Source organism: Porphyromonas sp. CAG:1061 (assembly GCF_000435035.1).
GTDB classification, from domain to species: Bacteria; Bacteroidota; Bacteroidia; order Bacteroidales; family Porphyromonadaceae; genus Porphyromonas_A; species Porphyromonas_A somerae.
Window position 1 is genome coordinate 1,324 of record NZ_HF988923.1, and the last position, 2,543, is coordinate 3,866.

Sequence of the window (2,543 nt, forward strand, 5' to 3'; positions counted from 1 at the left end):
GCTTATCAGCGGGCGAAAGAGACCTTGCACCGTGGAGCGGGCGTGTTGCTCACCTTTGCCCCTAAGGGCGGGTACGAAGTGGCAAAGCGACTGGCGGAGCGGACGGAGCTCTTCAAACTAGTCGCCAATATCGGAGACTCTAAGTCGATCCTTATCCACCCCGCCAGCACCACCCATGCACAGCTTACAGAGGAGGAGCGAAATAGCATCGGCGTGAGTGATGACTTGATTCGTATCTCCATAGGATTGGAGGAGGCGGAAGACCTAACGGCCGACCTCGATAACGCACTCAATAAAGCACAGAAAGCATGAAACTATTCTATCTCTCTATCTCCAATTTTGTCACCCACCGAGGTGTAGAGCTCGAGGAGGTGGTGCTGAGCTACGAAGTAGCCGGCTGCCCACTCGGCACCGCCCCTATCGTATTGGTCTGCCACGCCCTTACCGGTAATTCTTCGGTCGCTGGACCTACCGGCTGGTGGGCAAGTCTTATCGGCGAAGGGCAGGGGATTGATACCAGAGCCTACACTATTCTGAGTTTTAATATCCCTGGCAATGGCTATGACGGCAGACTCTGCTACAGCTTTGATGCCTTTGACTTGAAGGATGTGGCACGCCTCTTTGTAGCGGGGGTGGAGCAACTGGGGATTGAGCAGATAGAGATCGTGCTAGGGGCCAGTATGGGTGGGGCATTGGTATGGCAGATAGGTGCTTTGATCCCCGATAAGTGCCAGCAGCTGATCCCGATTGCTAGCCATTATAAGGCGAGTGATTGGCTCCTAGCCCAGACCGAGGTGCAGCGCCTCTTGCTTGAAGGACCGAAGCCACTGGAGCATGCACGCATCCACGGGATGCTCTGCTACCGAACCCCTCAGTCGCTCAACCACCGCTTTTCTGGAGAGCAATGTAGTGATGGTACGCCTAAGATTCTCGATTGGTTGCACTACCATGGCAAGGCATTGGCAGAGCGATTTCAGTTGCATGCTTATCAGGTGATGACCTATCTCACCAGCACGATTGCTGTGGCACAGAGGGCTGAGGAGCTACGTTTCCTTAGGGAGAAAGTGAGCATCGTGAGCATCGATTCGGACCTGCTTTTCCCACACTATGAGGCAGAGGAGACGGCAGCCACGCTAGGGGTACCCCTTTATACGATTCATTCGGAGCACGGGCATGATGCCTTCTTGATGGCTTATGACCAGCTCACAGAGATTATCCATGATATACTATTGAATAACGAAAACCAACATTATGATAGCAACGAAGATAGGTGAGCATCCGCTCACAGAGCCAATAATACCTTATAGTAAGATAGCCCTAACCCCCTCCTTCCACCGAGCCACAAGGGAGAAGCACTTTTTGGCACACGATGAGGTACCCAAGGTCTACCTCGCAGTGGTGGGGCACGGCACGGTGGGGGGAGCCCTACTGGATCAGATTGTGTCGCAAAGGGAGGAGCTGAAGCAACGGAAAGGGGTGGACTTGGTGGTCTTTGCCGTAGCCAATTCACGGAGAACTCTCTTCTCAAAGAGGGGGATCGGTGCCTCGTGGCGTGAAGAGGTAGCAACGGCCGAAAGGAGTGCGGATAGTGTGCGGGAGATTATTCACTATGCAAAGCGGGAGCAGCTACAGCATCTGATATTTATTGATAATACCTCTTCCGCCGAGATCGCTAATCGATATACGGAGTTGGTTCGGGCTGGCTTTCATCTTGTGAGCTCTAATAAGGTGAGTAATGCACAGCCGATCCAAGGGTACAGGGCACTGCGGGAGACGCTAGAGCTCTACCACAAGAGCTATCGCTACGAGACCAATGTGGGGGCGGGGCTTCCGCTGATCGATTACCTCCAATTGCTTCACCTATCGGGCGATAAGATCACCTCAATTAGAGGGCTATTCAGTGGGTCGCTTGGCTTTATCTTCAATGCCTTAAGTGAAGGAAAACCCTTTGGAAAGGTGCTCAGGGAGGCAGTGGCAAGTGGTTTTACGGAGCCCGATCCTCGGATAGACTTGAGTGGGGTGGATGTGGCTCGTAAGGTGCTTATCTTGGCACGCGAATTGGATCTGCCTTTCAACTTAGAGCAGGTGGAGGTGGAGAATCTGGTGCCCCGCTCTTTGCAGAGTGCGTCTTTGGAGGAGATGTGGACAGCTCTACCCGACTTCGAGGCCCATATCTCGGCACTCACAGCGGTGAAAAGGGGCGAAGTGGTGAGGTATGTGGGTACTCTCCAGATGCCTGATGGATACCGGCCAGCCCGTTTGCAGTGCGGTTTGCAGCGGTTGCCCGCCCATCATATCCTTGCTCAGGTGCCAGGGGCAGATAGTTGCTTTGAGATCTATACCGAGAATTATGGTTCACTCCCCATTGTGATCCGTGGTGCCGGTGCCGGTGCTGCGGTCACCGCCCAAGGCGTCTTTGGGGATATCCTCCGCACCGCCGAGGTACTTTTTAACTGACAGTAGGCTAGGGAGATGCCCTTCTTCTAGCCATATTTTATCTCCTAAAACAACGTCTTAGATCATCATGTGCAACAGCCTCAGAG

General features: G+C 53.5%; 3 protein-coding genes. All 3 read left to right on the forward strand.

The features are described 5' to 3' along the window. On the forward strand, window positions 1-312 hold a 312-nt coding region (locus QVO39_RS05935; protein WP_288171838.1), incomplete at its 5' end, for a PLP-dependent transferase. After that, entirely contained in the window at window positions 309-1,274 is a 966-nt protein-coding gene (locus QVO39_RS05940; protein WP_021903421.1) for an alpha/beta fold hydrolase, read from the forward strand. The genes QVO39_RS05935 and QVO39_RS05940, both read left to right, overlap by 4 nt. Further along, the gene (locus tag QVO39_RS05945; protein ID WP_021903422.1) at window positions 1,252-2,457 is read left to right on the forward strand and encodes a homoserine dehydrogenase family protein; all 1,206 of its coding nucleotides are present in this window, start codon (window positions 1,252-1,254) and stop codon (window positions 2,455-2,457) included. Before QVO39_RS05940 ends, QVO39_RS05945 begins: the two co-directional genes overlap by 23 nt. Window positions 2,458-2,543 lie beyond the last annotated feature (86 nt).

What these genes read in the sequence shown, in the direction of transcription:
- QVO39_RS05940 (WP_021903421.1), top strand. Translation starts at nt 309, where the DNA reads ATGAAACTATTCTATCTCTCTATCTCCAATTTTGTCACCCACCGAGGT.
- QVO39_RS05945 (WP_021903422.1), top strand. Translation starts at nt 1,252, where the DNA reads ATGATAGCAACGAAGATAGGTGAGCATCCGCTCACAGAGCCAATAATA.